The sequence below is a fragment of the Pseudomonas sp. P4795 genome, from assembly GCF_048822895.1.
GTDB lineage: Bacteria > Pseudomonadota > Gammaproteobacteria > Pseudomonadales > Pseudomonadaceae > Aquipseudomonas.
Genome location: NZ_JBMFBT010000001.1, coordinates 663,272 through 679,044 on the forward strand (window position 1 = coordinate 663,272; position 15,773 = coordinate 679,044).

The window sequence follows — 15,773 nt, forward strand, 5'->3', positions numbered from 1 at the left end:
AGCACTTGAGTTGAAAGCAAAAAATGAAGAAGGGCTGGTCTTGGTCTACGGTGATAGTTGCGAACACACCCCGACAAACCAAGGACACAGTCCCAAATGGATCGTAGACGTGAAATTCTTCAGCATCAACAGCAACGCTTTCATCGACACGCTTCGGACTGTGATGCCTATGCGTTTTTCGGTAACGTAAAGGGGACAGATTCATTTTCCAATTGTGACATTGGGACACTACTGAAAAACTTCGACGATTGGGAAAAGCTTCAATGAAAACCACATTTGAAACCGCCTTAGATCAGCATGAAATTTCCGAGTTCTTCAAAGGTGAAGGGATTTATTTCGCTAGAGGTTCCGATTGGGGTGACCACCTGCATGTGAGCAACTGGCAGGAAATGTGCAGTGTTTTAAAAAATCAAAAAGCGCCACAAAGCCTTTTGACAAAAATATTTGAAGATTACGCCAAATATTTAAACGAAGATTATTCGGATGCGGAAGGATTGCTCTCAAACATAAGCGCTTACTACACATTAAAAAGCAAGATTCCGTTTCTAGCCAGCGATAGCTATGACCTAATTGAAAGCCTTGATGAGAAAGCCAAGAAAAACATTGGAAAACTATTTCGACTATTGAGGCAGGAATACGACATAAAAAACAGAGATCTGCCCAAATACAAATTTGACGAAGAGATCAAAAGATTAAAAGCCAAAGGATTTTTATTTGAACTCGAAAGTTTGTGAATTGAGTTCAACTGCAAAGATACGTTCCCTAGTAATGCATAGGGGTTTTCGTGGGCACTGATTTAACCTCATCGCCCAGCCAACTCGAAATCAGGATGCTGCTTGCGGATCCATGATTCGAATAGTTTCGATTTATTCATTTCATTATTGCTTGCCCATAGCAACTACTCAACGGTCTATTTTCGAGGCTTGAAAGTGTCTACCAAACTCCGGGCGATTCACCCGCTGCGGCAAGATCTTCCCTAACGGCGCCTTCGGATAGGCCGCGTTGGTAGAAAATGTCATGATCGGTACTTAACACCCAGAAAAGCTAGCAGGGAGTGCTTCGATCGCTATGGCTAAAATGCGAAAAAAAATGGACAGTGTCCGTGCATCCCGGGACGGTCATGAATTCCACGAGGCGTGGGTGGCACGTAAATGTCTGGGGTTGGTGCTGCCGAAAGACAAATTCATTGGGGTTGCGATCAAGGGCTTTTCCCCTCTCGATCAAAAAGGGGCAGCGGACGCGGGAAATGAGATTGCCGATGCCGTTTTGTACTATGGAGATGCTGCCTCATTCGAAAATGCGCACCAGATCGTCGTGGTGCAGGTCAAGTACTCGAAAGCGTCGGAAGACAAAGCATTTCGTGCGGCTGACGCAAAGAAAACCATTGATAAATTCGCCAAGACCTATCGATCTCATAAAACCAACCTGTTGCGCTTTCAAGGCCAGTATTTCGATGTTGAGACAGGGTTACATTACAACCGGCACCGCTACTACAATCCGGGGACTGAATGTCTGGCCAGGAAAAAAACCTGCCCACACTACCTCTTCAACGCAAGCGAAAAAACAGTGATAGAACTGCTCATGGCATTAAAAAAATGAGTTATTTCGACGACGAACTTGAAAAAGACTTAACAGCCTTCAATATTCTTTTTGAGATACTGGAGCCCGAAGCCCATGAGACTTTTGTGTCTAGCATCAACGAAAAACTCCCATTCTCCGGATCTAAAATAGTGTGGAACACAATCAAAAACAGCATGAGCTACGCAAAAAGTGAAAAAAAACAAGCACTCTTTGATATATCAAATAAAATAAGAGACCTGAATGTCTCTGAGATAATTTTCATTGGCGACTCTCTTACTGAGAGCGCATACAGAACAAGCACGGCACGCTTGGAAAACATACTAAAAATTTTTTCGGATATACCTCAACACACCTACTTCTTCTCAGACAGCCTCAGCTTCATAGGCTGCATCAGTAGTGAGGGTGAAATAAACTTTAGCGAGCGCCCCTTTTAACTATCACCTTAACCCAAAAATCGCGGCGTGGCAGCGTAATTGGTCTTGCCGCAGGTGTCCGGCCGCTCGCCCCCGCCTCCTCCACCACGCCTTCAGCGATTTAATACTTCACCACCACCCGATTCCGATAAAGCCTCCCCTTTTTTTGGCCGGATGGGAAAATCGTTTCAACAAATGTCTCCGCCCGGATATCAGGCCTTTTCAGAACCAAACACCTACACTCGCTCAGCAGAATTGCGGCAGAATTGCGTCCATTACAATCGGAGTGTGCACATGAAGTGGTTAAAAGGATTGGTTCTGGGGGCACTCATTCTGGTGCTGGGTGCCTCTGCGCTAGGGCTGTATTACGTGCTACCTCAACACGAGGTAGTGCTGATCACCGGCGTCGAAGTCAAACGCGTCGATGACGACGGGGTCATCAATGCCGAGAACCCTGCGGACGGCCCGACCCGGGATGTCTATTTCATCAATACCGAGGACCCGGACACGAAGAAGGTTGTGGTGTATCGCAACGAAGATACCGGCTGGAGCTTTCCTTGGTACTTTAAGTTTGACTCGGCCGACATTCAGGCCAAGGCCCAGGGCTATTCGCGTGATACGACGCAGCTGGCGCTCATCCGCTACTACGGTTGGCGGATTCAGATCCTGTCGGTCTTCCCGAATATTACGCACATCGAACCGACGACCCACCGTGACCAACCGTTCCCATGGTTCAACATCATTTTCTTCAGTGTGACCACACTGTTCGTGGTGGTTATCGCCTTGGTCGTACGTCGCCGCCTGAAACGCCGTGGCCAAGTTGCGGTGAACTGATCACTTTGGGCTGGCCGCGCCAAATAACCGGTCGGCTATCTGCCGACCTCGGTCCAGTCCTTCAACAGCATCGGACATTAGCTTAGCGCTTTGGATGAACACCGTGAAACGCTCGCGCTCCTAGTGGTATTCATCCCCCACTGCCCAGCTTGTCCTCGACCAAAGCTTCAGCGATTTCATATTTCACCACCACCCGATTCCGATAAAGCCGTTCCCGCTTCACCAACTCCCCAATCTGCCCCTTCTCCCGCACCTCCCGCCAAATCTCATTCTCCCGAAACACCCGCCCGCCATCCCGAACGAACCGATGCGCCTCTTGAAACACGTGATAGCGGAATTCCCGTGCCTGATCACACAACAACTCCCCCTCCAGCTGCGTCTGCGCGACATTCAACTTCAGCTGAAAACGGCGATGCGTCGGGTTGTGCAGCACCAGATCAACGTAGTTGTAGAAAATTGCCGCCCCAGAGCCGAACGGCAAAACACGCCCTTCATCCGGAAACGGGTCGAAACTGTGGTTGGAGCGCTCGATCACCACTAGAGGTGAATGAATGGCCATCCAGTGGATGAGGTTGCTCAGTTGGCAAATGCCGCCGCCGACACCGGTACGCGCTTCGCCGAAGGACAGCTCCATGCCTTCGACATAGCCGCGTTTGCGGGTCGGGCGGCCGACCAGGCGGCAGAAGGAGAAGTGTTCGCCGGGGGCGATGATTACGCCGTCGATGGCGGCGACCGCCAGTCTTAGGTTAATGACTTTGTTGTGTTGCAACGCCAGGTCGGAGTCGCCGAGTTTGCGGATCAGTTTTGAGGTGTGTTTCAGGTAGCGAAACGGCAAGCGCTCGGCCAACGCAATAGGCATCGCATAGCGTTTACGCGAGTAGCGCCAGGCGATCTGCCGGAACAGTCTTTTTTGCCACACGCGCATCCAGTACAGGGCCGGGTGGTAAAGGGAAAGTGGTTTCATCCGTGACGCAACGGCGGCTGCCGTTTTCTTCCTTGAGCTGAGCAATGGCGGCGGATTTTAGCGTGAATCTGCCGGGGCTGCGCATGGCTTCGCGGTGAAAATTAAGTTTGAGCTAAGGTTGCCTCAATACAATCCGCGGCAGAACAAGCCCATAAGCTGCGGATGAGCCATACCTATGAGAACGTTTGATTTACCAACCAGACAGCAGTCGAATTTCAGTCTCGTCTTGGTGAATTACAAAACGGCCGATCTCACGAAGATGTGCCTGGAGCTTTTGCACCAGCACGTCACGCAGCATCAAATTCCGGTGTGGGTCGTAGACAACGACTCCGCTGACGAGAGTCTGGATTACTTGCGTTCACTCGACTGGATCAATCTGATCGAACGTCCTTCGCCGGGGAAGGAACATGGCCATATTGCTCATGGCAAAGCGCTCGATCTGGCATTGGAAAAAGTTGAAACCGACTACTTGTTTTTGCTGCACACCGATACCTTTGTCTACGAAAAAGACATCTTTGCACTGATGATGCGCGAGTGCATGAAAACTCCGGACATGGCGGCTGTCGGTTGTGTAGAGCAACTTGATCGCGGCCTGTTGAGAGATACCTGGCGTTTAAGTTCGCGCTTTGTCAAACACTACTATCGTCGGGCGAGAACGAGCATGGGCTTGCCCTCCAAAGAACCAAAGCCTTATCGAGAAACTCATCTCAAGAGCTTCTGCACCTTGTGGAATTGCCGTTTGATGAAGTCGCGCGGTTTGCATTTCTCCATGGATGACCGAGTGCCCGGTTATACCCTGCAAGACCGTATGATCAGCCAAGGCTACGGAATCAAGTTCCTCTCTCACCGCAAGATATTTCGCTATCTCGACCATATTCAGGCAGGCACGGTCGCTGCGGCGGGCACCTACGGCAAAAATCACCGCCGCACCAAGATGTACCAGGAGACGCTCAAGCGCCTCCAGCTGAAACGCGGCATGGGCCAAGCGAGCCATAACTGATCTGCGGATAAATAACAGCGGACAATAAAAAAGGGCGACTTAATAGTCGCCCTTTTTTTGTCTGAATTTTGTGCTTCTGCTCCGAGGAGGTGTTCGCCCAGTGTAATGGCCTGGCAATCCATGCACCGGTAAAGAGCCCTGACACTGGGCGAACGGGAGGGATTTTAATGGAAGTTGGCAGATATGTCGTCATTCTCGAACATGAAATTTGTGTACTAAAACGTTAACAGCAACGAGTGACCGATATTTGCCGACAAACTTCAACAAATGTCAGGTTCGAAAATTTCATATGATTGTTCTCATACAAATACCTTGTACAAGAACAATCATCCTGTAGAGCTAGTACTCAACTTTCGTGTTGGCTGGTCACTTTCAGGATATCGGTGTAAGTCACTACCACCCTCTGCCCGACTTTCAGGTCTTTGAGCTTGGCTTGAACTTCAGGCCTCACGACGTCGAGAGTTTTCGATTGGCCGGACGGGTTTTCCAGGGTGACCTGATGTTTGTTCAGATCAATTTTGGTGATTTTCAGTTGCACCTGCACCTGACGGAATGCCTCGCCACCCGGGTTGCTGCTGCCCGGCGCGTTGCGCAGCTCACCGGTACGTTCGGTAGAGCCAGGCAGACCTTTATCCACGTCGGTGTCCAAATAAGCAGCGACAGCACGGGTAACTTCGACCTTCACCTGATCGCCAACCCTGAGATTGGCAAGGTTTTTCGCCTTGTCGCTGAGCTGGACGTGCACCTGGCGGCCTTCAGCGCCTTCAAGGACAACCTGATGATTGGCTGGGTCAACCGCCAGCACTTTGGTGGTGACCTGGTCAGCCTCGACCGTGGCGGACAATGGAATATCGGCAGCCACTGCCGACAGGCTGGCAGCGGACAGAACAGTGGCGAGGGCGATGGCGTGAGTCAGTGCTTTGAGCTTCATAAGCGGTACATTCCCTGTGATGGATGGCAGCGCACGGCGCAGAATCAGTTCCAGCGCAATGCGTGCCAAGGAGCATAGACGCTCCGAAAAATGCTGCCCCTTAGTAGCCGGTCATCTCCAGATAGCCGCGCCCCCCATGACTGCCACTCAAGCGCACCGGCCCCTCCCAGTACGGAATACGCAGATCCATCCAGGCCTGAGGGTTGAGTGCATCAAGGGTGATGTCCAGCCGCTTCGAAGGTATAGCGATCGTCCAACGCACCGGCATCGAACGCCCGGAAACCGTCACAGTGTCCTGCGCAGTAAGTTTGATCTGCCCGGCATGCAGGGTCTCGGCCCGGCCATCTGCGGCAATCCATGTACCGGTAAGATACGGCGCTCCCTCCTTCTGACGCATGCGATAAAGCATCACATGCTCGCCACTGTCGAGATGCAGGGAGAACCAGTCCCAACCCGTCTGATTGGCCGTCAACGGCTGACTGCTCCATTCGCGATCAAGCCAGGCCGGGCCGCTGACGCTGTAGCTTTTGCCGTCGATTACCAAGGTGCCGCTGGCCTGAAAAAACGGCTGACTGTAATAGTACGAAGCCTGTCCCTGTTCGGATTTCTGGCTGAAGCCCTTGTCGCCTTGCAACACTAGCGGCCGACTCGAGGTCAGGCGCAGTTGATAGCTGAAGTTCTTGTCACGGGCGCTGAGCTGCAAGTCAGTCAGCGGATCGCTGGCCTGACTGACAAACCGCCAATCGTCGATCCACGCATCGAACGGCGCCAGTTGCACCCCGGCCTGCCCGACTCCGCCTCGCGCATAACGCTCGGCAGCGTGATGCGCAGTTGCCGAAGTCACCGCCGCATGCCCGAGCCAGATGGTCTGATTGGCCCAGCCCGGTTGCCCGGCACTTGCGCTCAACGCGCTGCGGAACAACGTCCATTGCACGCCGAATTCGTTGCCCTGCTGATCCTTCAGATTGGCGGTGACGTACCACCATTCAATTCGAAATCCGTCATGCGCACCATGATCCGCCGGGAAACTGAACACCCGCCTTGGCGTCACCGGCGTAAACGCTTGCGCCTGATCGCCCATCCCGGCGAAGCCTTTTTGCTCGGGTGCGGGTTTATCGCAGCCGCTCAAAAACAGCGCGAGCAACAGCAGAACGACGTTAATCCTCATGAGCAAACGTCCTCAACAGATCCGCCGGTTGCGTGCGGTACAGCGAATACAGTGGCCACGCCGACGCCAGTAATGTCGCCAACAGCGCCAGCCCCATCAGTTGCAACAGTTGCCAAGGGAACACCCGCAGCGGCAGGCGCCAGCCAAACGCCTGCACGTTGATCACTGCGTCCAGACACCACGCCAGAGCAATCCCCAACGGCAACGCCAACACCAGCGTCAGCACCGCGAGCAGCCAGGTCTGGCCGAGGTTGAGCAGCATCAATTGCCGGCGCGTCACGCCCAGTGCCCACAGCGGCGCGAGCTGGCCGAGGCGGCTTTGACTCTGCGTCAGCAAGCTGATGAACAGCGCCACACCCGCGACCGCGAGCGTCAGGCTGTTGAGCGCGGCGGTCGCAGCAAACGTGCGCTCGAACACCTGAACCGACCAGCCCTTGAGCCGCGCCTGATCAACGATGCGACTGTCGTCGAGCTGAAAGCGCGCCTGCACGGCACTCAGCAGCGCGGGGATTTTCGCTGGGTCAATGCGCAGGTTGAAGCGGTTCGGCGTCAACTGCGGCCAGCCGCGCAGCAGGTGATTGCTGCTCACCAGCACATGGCCCCTGGGATTGCCGTAATCGGCGTAGATCCCGACGATACGCGGCGACCAAGAACCGCTCGGCGTGGGAATCGTCAGGTGATCGCCCGGTGCAACTTTCAGGCGTCGTGCCAGTTGTTCGCTAAGCATCACCGCATCATCGGTGGCCAGCGCCGACCACGGATTCTCGCCATGCGCTTCAAGCAGAGGCCAGTGCTGACGATAGTAAGGATGGTCAATCACGCCGTACACGTCCGCTGGCCAGCCTTGCAACGTCACCGAGACTTGCCAGTTCGGCAGCACCGCGCTCACGCTCGGTTGCTGTTTGAGCCAGCCATACATTTCCCGCGCCTGAGCCGGATTGCTCGGGTTGAGGTACAGCTCGGCACTCAGGCGCTGTTCGAGCCAGTCATTGAAGGTCTGGCGGAAACCGGCGGTCATGCTGCCGGCGCCGATATTCGCCGCCATCGCCAACAGCAGCGCCATCAACGCCAGACTCAGCGCCGGCAATTGCTGACGACAATCGGCGAGGAACCACTGACCCAGCACCGAACGACTACGCCCGAGCAAGCCGTTCAACACTCCACTGAGCAGCACCGGCAACGCCAGCGCCGCGCCGAGTAACAGCCCAGCCATCAGCACAAAACCACTGCCGAGGCTGTTGCCCCAAATCAACGCGATCGAGGCAATCGCGGCAAACACGCCAGCCACCCAACCCTGGCGCCGCAACCAGCGCGCATGTTGTTGATGCCACGCCTGCGGATTGGCCACCGCCAGCAACGGCAGGCGCGCCGCGCGCAGCAGACTGTTGGCCCCAGCGAGCAGCGCGCCGAGCAAACTCAAACCAATGCCGCTGAACCACCACCACGGACTCAAGTGCAACTGCCCCGCCACTTCCGCGCCATATAAACCGCGCAGGCTGGCGGCGACATCCGGCAGCAATACGCTGGCCAGCCAATAACCGCTGATCACGCCGAACACACCACCGATCAACGCCAACGCACCGAGTTCGACGATCAGGCAGGCAATCAACATCCGCGCGCTGACGCCACAGGCCCTCAACGTGCGCAGCAATCCGCGGCGTTGTTCCAGCGCCAGACCGATAGCCGCGTGCACGATAAACAGGCCGACGATGAATGAGAGAAATCCCAGCGCATCGAGGTTGAGGTGAAAGCTCTCGGTGAGCCGCGAGAGATTGTTTTCCTCACCGCTGCTTTTGAGTTGCAACAAGCCGTTGAACGCAGCCGGGATCTCAGCGTGAAAATCCTTGGGCAATAACAGCCGAGACAATTGATCGGGCTGATCGAGCAAGTGTTGCGCGACACCGATATCGACCAGCAGCACACCCGGCGCCATGTCTTTTTGCGCCAGCAACGGTGGCAAGGTCTGGCCGTTTTCGGTCTGCGGGGTAGCGCCTTCGTGCAGATCCAGCGCCTGCAACGTTTCCGGTGAAATCCACGTACTACCCGGTGGACTGAAGAACTCGACAATGCGCTCGATAGGCATCGCCCGCCCGGCCACGGCGCTGTCGCCCGGCAGCGAAACCGGTTCGATGCCCATCAATTGCAGGCGCTGGGTTTCGTGATCCTTGAGAATCAAACGGCCCTGCAACACCGGCGACACCGGCCAGCCTTGGCGGCGCAGATCGACAAACCATTGTTGGGAAAAATTCGCGCCGCTCGGCGCACTCAGGCTGGCCTGCGGCTCGCCGCCGATCAACTGGCTGGCGCGGGCATAGCTGTCACGCGCCTGACTGTTCAGCGCCTCGACGCCGGTCAGCAGACTGGTGGCCAGCCACAACCCGGTCAGCACGCTGAAAAACTGCACCGGATGCCGGCGCCAATGGCTGAGCAGTGCAATCAGGGTTTGCCGGAATACCATCACGTCAAACGGCCACTGGATAAAACCACGCGCTCGGCAAGCCGTGCCGCGACACGCTGACTATGGGTGACCATCAGCAACGTGGTCGGCGTGTCATCCAGCAGTTCGAGTAACAGGCGCAGCACTTCATCGCTGGTGGCCTCGTCGAGGCTGCCGGTGGGTTCGTCAGCCAACAGCAATTTCGGTTTCGAGGCCAGCGCCCGGCCGAGTGCAACGCGCTGTTGCTGGCCGCCGGAGAGTTGTTCGGGATAACGCTTGAGCAAATCGGACAGACCGAGACGTTGCACCAGATGCTTTTGCCAACGCGGATCGTGACGCCCGGCAAGGCGCGCCTGAAACGCCAGATTGTCCTCGACCCGCAGGCTGCCGATCAGGTTGTATTGCTGGAACACCAGGCCGATTTCGCTACGCCGCCAGTTCGCCAGTTGGCCTTCGTTCATCAGCTCCAACCGATGCTCGCCGCTGCGGATGCTGCCACTGTCGGCCTGGTCCAGACCGGCGATCAGGTGCAGCAACGTGCTCTTGCCGCTGCCGGACTCGCCCATCAGCGCCAGGCTGCTGCCGGATTTCAGGCTCAGGTCGATGCCTTGCAGCACGGGCAGCGGGCCTTGGGGGGTCGGGTAGGTTTTGCAGAGGTTTTCGACGTGGAGCATGCCGCCACCTGATTGGTCAGTGTGGGGCAAGGATAGCGGATGGTTGGGCTGGAATCTGTGTACGGCTGGAAATCGCTGCCCCCCCAAGGGGGCGAGGGGGAATGGGAGCCGATTTGCGTGATTTTCAGAACTTGAGTTCGACTCGGTATTTCACGTCGGCGTAACTTTCAAGATCACCTCGGTCAGTCCCCTCTCCCTCTGGGAGAGGGCTAGGGTGAGGGCTGAAACTGAAGGAACACAGCAAGCAGCCCCACCGCAACTACTCCTTCGGCACAACGTTATCCAGCACTCGATTAACCGCCAACTCCCCCAACATCACCACCTGCGCAATCCCAAGCAACGTGTTGCGGTTCGGCCCCTCCAGCAACCCGGCAAAATCCCCGAGCATGACCGTGGCAGAAGCCAACGACTCGCAGGCATTTACCAGCAACGACTCAGTGTCGGCTTGCGGGTTGACCATGAACATTACGCTGGGCGTGTAGGGCGTGGCCATGATTCTGGCAGTGGGCGCTGTCGTGAGCATCAGTTGATACCCCCGGCTTGCGGGATGCGCTGGTTATCCAGCACGCGATTGGCCAGCAGCTCACTGAGCATGATGACCTGCTGCAACACCAGCATCGCTTTGCGCTGTGAAGGATCGATCGTACTGGCGATGTCGCGGGCCATGTCCGTGGCGGACGACAGCGTTTCGCATGCTTCGACGAGTAGGGTTTCGTCGTCCACCGTGGGATTGACCAGGAAGATTCGGCCGGGCTTGCGCGAAGGTTTGGATGTCTTGTGTGTGGCAGGATCGAGGTAGTGGTTGATCGCTCGTTCTGTGGCCGTTTTTATGTTTTCGGCTTCGAGTTCGGGGTCGTAGGGGATTGGATCGGTGTGCGGTGGGTTGGGCGTGATTTTGAACATAGATGAAGCTCCGTATCGAGAAAATTGGAGCCATCACCCTCGCTACCAAACGAAGGGTGGCGGCCATGCGCGGGTTGGTAGACCGGTCGATACGGGAAACCCGGCGCTCACGAATGAGCCCCACGCATGTCCACCATATAAAACTCAGCCGCAAAAAGAGGCTGCAATAAGGTGACGCTATGCGATCGTACCGAAGCGGGCTACCAAACCCGATCACTGTTTTTCAGTGACCGGGAAACGATATAGCCCGCCTCAAAGCCGCACAAGCCGGCGGATTCTGGCGTACGCGTAGGCAACGGCGCAAGGTGTTGTAGCCTTTATGGAGTAACGGTTCGTGTAAGTTAAACGCGCTGGGCGAGTTGTGTTTATTGCTTGCTGCAATGTTAGGGTGAGGGCCGTTCCACCGCGACACTCGCAGGCGCCTGCCCCGGCAACACAATGCTGCCCAAATCAATATGCTTCCACTCAGGCTTCGCCCCCAGCCGCGCGTTAAACCGGTAGTTGAACGTAAACTCATCCGCCGTCGCCACGCTCAGCGGTTTGCCATACACCGCCTCAATTCCCGCCAGGTCGTAGCCCATCAACTGCAACAGCGTCGGAAAAATGTTGTAGTGGCTGGAGCGATCCTTGTTCGCCGCCAGTTGCGCCGACCAGTCCAGCGTGTGCAATTGATCGCCCTGAATCACCACCAGCGGCACCAGCCCCTCCTCCTCCACCGGATCGCCACCGCAATGGGTATTCAGCCCGGGATTGCCGCGTTCGTGCAGATCCTGGCCGTGATCCGAGGTGTAGATCAGCAGCGCATTATTCAGATTGGCCTGCGCAAACACCCGCGAGAAGAACTCGCCGACATTCCACAACAGGGTGTTTTTGTAGGCGTTGCGATACAGCACCCAGTCATCCGGTTGACCGTTGAAACCATCGCGCTTGCCGGTGTCGGCGATTTCGACGAATTGCCCGCGCGGCAAGGTCGGACGGTAGGCCATGAATGCGTCGGGGTATTTATCGTGCACCGGAAAATGCGCGCCGACCTTGTTGATCAGCACCAACTCGGGTTTGCCGTCGTTGAGCAGTTCGATCAACTTGGCAGCGGCGGCCATGTCGCGCTCGCGCACGCTGGTCTGGTCGAATTGCACAAATTCGTCGATGTCCTTTTTCTCGGCATCGTTCATCAGGTTCTGCAGATTGCCGCCGGTGCGCTGGGCATCGATATACACCGTGCGCAGGCCAGCCTGTCTGGCGTACTGCCAGATCGACGGCAGCGTGCTGTTGATGCGCATGTAATCGGCGCGGGTGCCGCCGTAGCGCAGCGTGACGTTGGTGTCTGCACTGCAATTGGCGATGGACGCGGCGTAACCGTAGTTGAAGACTGCAACGCCGGGCTGCGGCTGTTTAAGGTTGCTGTGCACGCCAAACGGCGCGTTGATATCCAGATAGTTGCCGGAAATGCTCTCGTCGATGATCAACACGATGTCGTGATCGATTGCCGGCCCGGTGCGCGCCAGCTTCACCGGCTCGCGCGGGCCAACCGTGTTGTGCAGCGCCTCGTAGGAAAACAGGTTCAGATACGCCAGCGGCGTGTACATGATCGGCAGTCCGCGTGCGCCCTCCCCGGCGCGCATGAACAGCACTGCGCTGAGCAGCAGAACCCCGCAGATCGGCGCCGCCACGCGCAAGGCATTCGGCACCGGCATCGAATGCCGTGGTTTGAGGCCGATGCCAAACAACAGCAGCAAGCCGCTGAGCACCCCGTGGATGATCGCGTCGCGATACTGGTAGATCGCTTCCTGGATAAAACCGCCGGAATAGACCAGCGAAACAAAGCTGCTGTAGGTCAGATAGTCGGTAGTGACCCGCGTATAAACATCAAAAAATACTGCAGAGGCGCACATCGCCAATGCGAATAAATGCCGAATGAAAGTCTGACGTATATAGGCCGTTAGTAATAATGCGAAAGTCAGCGCCAAAAACATCGCGCCAAAAAGTAGTACTGCCAGTCCGATCCCCAAGGCGTTTAAACGCTCTAGGTAATATTCGAAATAAAGCAGCAGATAAATAACTAAAAGCAGTTCTTTCAAATATCGAAACATGGCGATTCCATGGCGTGCCCGACGGCGCTTGGTCAATAGTTTGTCGGCCAAAAACTGACACTAGCACCGGGTCTTTAAAGCGCAAGAAATGCCGGACTTTTGCTGAAAGCGTCAAAAAAACGTTGACTCAAATCTGACACACACAAGTTGCTAAAAGGCTTGTATTTATTGGTTAGCGACCGTTTATCGTTTAGTTGTAAATGTGAAAAACCCGTCAAAACCGCGGCAAACGCAGATACAGCAAGCACTTGATGGCCAATAGCCCCGGAAACAGGGCGTGTTATACATCTGCAACATGTCATTTTGCTGACACGCTTTTCCAACCCTGCGCTATACCCCTTTTGACAGTTCAATTTTGATCTTCTTCCACCGTCTTACGAGGCACGCCAATATGGACGTGAGCGTATTTGGTACGGGCTATGTTGGCCTGATACAAGCGGCAGCACTTGCCGACGTCGGACATCGCGTGTTGTGCGTCGATATAGACTCGAACAAGATTAAACAACTGCAACAAGCGGTGCCGCCAATTAGCGAGCCAGGTTTATCCAGCACTCTGGAAGAAAACATCAAGGCCGGACGCTTGTTGTTCAGCACCCAGGCCAGCGATGCGGTGGAGCATGCCGAACTGATTTTCATCGCCGTCGGCACACCCGCCGACGAAGACGGCTCTGCCGACCTCAGCCATGTGCTGAATGTGGCGCGGCAGATCGCAAGCTTCATGGAAGCTGACCGCACGTTGATCATCAAATCCACCGTGCCGGTCGGCACAGCGGATCAAGTGCGCGACGCAGCCGTTGCAGAATTGCAGCGGCGCGGCAAAAGCGCGTTGAACGTGCGCGTGGTGTCCAACCCGGAATTTCTCAAGGAAGGCAGCGCCCTCGCCGACTGCATGCGCCCGGACCGGATCATCGTCGGCACCGACGACGCCGCGGCTCGCGAGCAGATGAGCGAGCTGTACGCGCCGTTCTGCCGCAACCACGAAAAACTCATGTTCATGGACAACCGCAGCGCCGAGCTGACCAAGTACGCGGCCAACGCGATGCTCGCCACGCGCATCAGCTTCATGAACGAACTGGCCAACCTCACCGAACTGCTCGGCGCCGACATCGAAGCGGTGCGCAAAGGCATCGGTTCCGATCCGCGCATCGGCTACCACTTCATCTACCCCGGTTGCGGCTTCGGCGGTTCGTGCTTCCCCAAGGATCTGCGTGCCCTGCTGCACACCGCCGAACACAACGGCATGCCGCTGAAATTGCTGCGCAGCGTCACCGACGTCAATGACAGTCAGCGGCACATCCTGTTCAGCAAACTCAAAGCGCAGTTCCCGCAAGGTCTGGCCGGCAAATCCATCGCAATCTGGGGCCTGGCGTTCAAACCGAACACCGATGACATGCGCGAAGCGCCGAGCCGTTATCTGATGGACGCATTGTGGGCCGAAGGCGCCAGCGTGCAGGCCTATGATCCGGAAGCCATGTCCGAATGCCGACGCATTTACGGCTATCGCAACGACCTGCACCTGTGCGCCACCCGTGATGACACGCTGGAAGATGCCGACGCGCTGGTGATCTGCACCGAGTGGAAAAACTTCCGTGTGGTGGATTTCGAGCTGCTCGCCGACAAGCTGCGCTCCAAGGTCATCGTCGACGGCCGCAACCTGTACAACCCGGAACAAGTAGCCGCCGCCGGCCTGCACTACAGCGGCATTGGCCTGCGCCACATAGCGCCCGAAGGTCTGCGGCCATGAAGATTCTGGTCACCGGTGCTGCCGGTTTCATTGGCGCTCATTGCGTGTTGCGGCTGATCCGCGACGGCCATCAGGTGCTCGGGCTGGATAATTTCAACAGCTACTACGACCCGCAGCTCAAGCACGATCGCGTGACCTGGGTGCGGGGCGAGGTCGGCGATTTCCAGCTGCAAACGGTTGACCTGGCCGACGCTTCGGCCCTCGCCGCACTGTTCGCCGAACAACGTCCACAAATAGTGATCCACCTCGCGGCGCAGGCCGGGGTGCGTTATTCGCTGGAGAATCCACGGGCGTATCTGGACAGCAATCTCAGCGGTTTCCTGAACATTCTCGAGTGCTGTCGTCAGCACCCGGTCGAGCACTTGATCTACGCCTCGTCGAGTTCGGTGTACGGCGCCAACCAGAGCACGCCGTACTCGGTGCAAGACGGCGTCAACCATCCGCTGTCGCTGTACGCCGCGACCAAAAAAGCCAATGAACTGATGGCGCACAGTTATAGCCATCTGTTCGGCATTCCGTGCACTGGTTTGCGCTTTTTCACCGTGTACGGGCCGTGGGGCCGGCCGGACATGTCGCCGATCCAGTTCGCCAAAGCGATCAGCGAGGGCCAGCCGTTGCAGCTGTTCAACTACGGCGAGCATCAGCGCGATTTCACTTACATCGACGACATCATCGAAAGCATCGCACGGCTGATCGAGCGTGCACCGCAGGCCAATCCGCAGTGGAACCGTGAACAGCCCGACCCCGCCAGCAGCATGGCGCCGTGGCGGTTGTTCAACATTGGCGGCCAGCATCCGGTGGAACTGAAAACCTATCTCGCGCTGATCGAAAAACACCTCGGCCAGCAAGCCGTGGTCGAGCTGCTGCCATTGCAGCCGGGCGACGTACTCAACACTTGCGCCGACGCCAGTGACTTGGCCCAGGCCACCGGTTTTCAGCCCCGGATAGAGCTGGACGAAGGACTCGGGCGCTTCATCGCCTGGTTCCGCGATTACTACCCGACTGCCTCTCACCCACGCGCCGCTCGCGGCTGA

Annotated in this window: 13 protein-coding genes and 2 pseudogenes; 7 read left to right on the forward strand and 8 right to left on the reverse strand. The window is 56.4% G+C overall.

Annotation, left to right across the window (positions count from 1 at the left end; genetic code table 11):
• Window positions 1–263 precede the first annotated feature (263 nt).
• The 4 genes and pseudogenes from ACOI8A_RS02935 to ACOI8A_RS02950 all read left to right on the forward strand — a co-directional run bounded on the left by ACOI8A_RS02935 (window position 264) and on the right by ACOI8A_RS02950 (window position 2,828).
• Window positions 264–734, forward strand: a complete 471-nt coding sequence (locus ACOI8A_RS02935; protein WP_420649525.1) for a hypothetical protein — start codon at window positions 264–266, stop codon at window positions 732–734.
• Window positions 735–1,089: 355 nt separating this feature from the next.
• A pseudogene (locus ACOI8A_RS02940) lies at window positions 1,090–1,506 on the forward strand (RHS repeat-associated core domain-containing protein); the annotation flags it as partial.
• An 89-nt stretch (window positions 1,507–1,595) separates the two neighbouring features.
• Complete coding sequence (locus ACOI8A_RS02945; RefSeq protein ID WP_420649526.1) at window positions 1,596–2,015, forward strand: hypothetical protein; 420 nt, start codon at window positions 1,596–1,598, stop codon at window positions 2,013–2,015.
• Window positions 2,016–2,288: 273 nt separating this feature from the next.
• Window positions 2,289–2,828 (forward strand): DUF1523 family protein, encoded by a 540-nt coding sequence (locus ACOI8A_RS02950; RefSeq protein ID WP_420649527.1) that lies wholly within the window; start codon window positions 2,289–2,291, stop codon window positions 2,826–2,828.
• A 130-nt stretch (window positions 2,829–2,958) separates the two neighbouring features.
• Here ACOI8A_RS02950 and ACOI8A_RS02955 read toward each other — a convergent pair whose 3' ends face one another.
• Window positions 2,959–3,792 carry a VanW family protein gene (locus ACOI8A_RS02955; RefSeq protein ID WP_420649528.1) on the reverse strand — a complete coding sequence of 278 codons (834 nt, stop codon included), beginning with the start codon at window positions 3,790–3,792 and terminating at the stop codon, window positions 2,959–2,961.
• Window positions 3,793–3,967: 175 nt separating this feature from the next.
• On the opposite strand from ACOI8A_RS02955, the gene ACOI8A_RS02960 reads away from it, so the two are divergent.
• Window positions 3,968–4,792 carry a glycosyltransferase gene (locus ACOI8A_RS02960; protein WP_420657634.1) on the forward strand — a complete coding sequence of 275 codons (825 nt, stop codon included), beginning with the start codon at window positions 3,968–3,970 and terminating at the stop codon, window positions 4,790–4,792.
• Between the two features lie 346 nt (window positions 4,793–5,138).
• Here the strand turns inward: ACOI8A_RS02960 and ACOI8A_RS02965 are convergent, their stop codons facing one another.
• The 7 genes and pseudogenes from ACOI8A_RS02965 to ACOI8A_RS02995 all read right to left on the reverse strand — a co-directional run bounded on the left by ACOI8A_RS02965 (window position 5,139) and on the right by ACOI8A_RS02995 (window position 12,995).
• A complete protein-coding gene (locus ACOI8A_RS02965) occupies window positions 5,139–5,723 on the reverse strand; it encodes a hypothetical protein (RefSeq protein ID WP_420649530.1) in 585 nt (194 codons plus the stop codon).
• A 100-nt stretch (window positions 5,724–5,823) separates the two neighbouring features.
• The gene (locus ACOI8A_RS02970) at window positions 5,824–6,891 is read right to left on the reverse strand and encodes a lipocalin-like domain-containing protein (RefSeq protein WP_420649531.1); all 1,068 of its coding nucleotides are present in this window, start codon (window positions 6,889–6,891) and stop codon (window positions 5,824–5,826) included.
• A complete protein-coding gene (locus ACOI8A_RS02975) occupies window positions 6,881–9,352 on the reverse strand; it encodes an ABC transporter permease (protein WP_420649532.1) in 2,472 nt (823 codons plus the stop codon). The genes ACOI8A_RS02970 and ACOI8A_RS02975 overlap by 11 nt, the downstream gene beginning before the upstream one ends.
• On the reverse strand, window positions 9,349–10,002 hold the full coding sequence (locus ACOI8A_RS02980) for an ABC transporter ATP-binding protein (RefSeq protein WP_420649533.1): 654 nt from the start codon (window positions 10,000–10,002) through the stop codon (window positions 9,349–9,351). Before ACOI8A_RS02980 ends, ACOI8A_RS02975 begins: the two co-directional genes overlap by 4 nt.
• A gap of 259 nt (window positions 10,003–10,261) precedes the next feature.
• Window positions 10,262–10,504, reverse strand: a pseudogene (locus ACOI8A_RS02985) (DUF6124 family protein); the annotation flags it as partial.
• A gap of 20 nt (window positions 10,505–10,524) precedes the next feature.
• A complete protein-coding gene (locus tag ACOI8A_RS02990) occupies window positions 10,525–10,905 on the reverse strand; it encodes a DUF6124 family protein (RefSeq protein ID WP_420649534.1) in 381 nt (126 codons plus the stop codon).
• A 383-nt stretch (window positions 10,906–11,288) separates the two neighbouring features.
• The gene (locus ACOI8A_RS02995; RefSeq protein WP_420649535.1) at window positions 11,289–12,995 is read right to left on the reverse strand and encodes a sulfatase-like hydrolase/transferase; all 1,707 of its coding nucleotides are present in this window, start codon (window positions 12,993–12,995) and stop codon (window positions 11,289–11,291) included.
• Between the two features lie 391 nt (window positions 12,996–13,386).
• Here ACOI8A_RS02995 and ACOI8A_RS03000 point away from each other — a divergent pair, with 391 nt between their 5' ends.
• Complete coding sequence (locus tag ACOI8A_RS03000; protein ID WP_420649536.1) at window positions 13,387–14,739, forward strand: UDP-glucose dehydrogenase family protein; 1,353 nt, start codon at window positions 13,387–13,389, stop codon at window positions 14,737–14,739.
• Window positions 14,736–15,773, forward strand: a complete 1,038-nt coding sequence (locus tag ACOI8A_RS03005; protein WP_420649537.1) for an NAD-dependent epimerase/dehydratase family protein — start codon at window positions 14,736–14,738, stop codon at window positions 15,771–15,773. The genes ACOI8A_RS03000 and ACOI8A_RS03005 overlap by 4 nt, the downstream gene beginning before the upstream one ends.